The following is a 249-nucleotide window of genomic DNA, read 5'->3' on the forward strand; positions in this document are numbered from 1 at the left end:
GCTTGTGCCTTCCAAGGAAGCTGCCCTGCAAGGCGCTGATGCCTTGGTGATCGTGACGGAATGGCAAGACTACCGTGTGCTCAACCTGGACACGGTGCCCCAATTGCTTGCAGACCGAGTGGTATTCGATGGCCGCAACCTTTACGACCCTGACCACATGGCCTCTGCAGGCCTGACATACTACGGTATTGGACGTGGCCAAGTGCCGCCAGCCAGCCAGCAGTGAACCTTGGCCGGCCGCTTTCAAGC

1 protein-coding gene is annotated in these 249 nt (G+C 59.4%); it reads left to right on the forward strand.

Features of this window, described 5'->3' with window-relative positions; translation table 11 throughout:
• On the forward strand, nt 1-226 hold a 226-nt coding region (locus tag SB765_RS32270), incomplete at its 5' end, for a UDP binding domain-containing protein (RefSeq protein ID WP_410932849.1).
• Nucleotides 227-249 lie beyond the last annotated feature (23 nt).

Origin of the sequence: Pseudomonas sp. SIMBA_067, assembly GCF_046534675.1 — a bacterium.
In the GTDB taxonomy this organism is placed as follows: domain Bacteria; phylum Pseudomonadota; class Gammaproteobacteria; order Pseudomonadales; family Pseudomonadaceae; genus Aquipseudomonas; species Aquipseudomonas putida.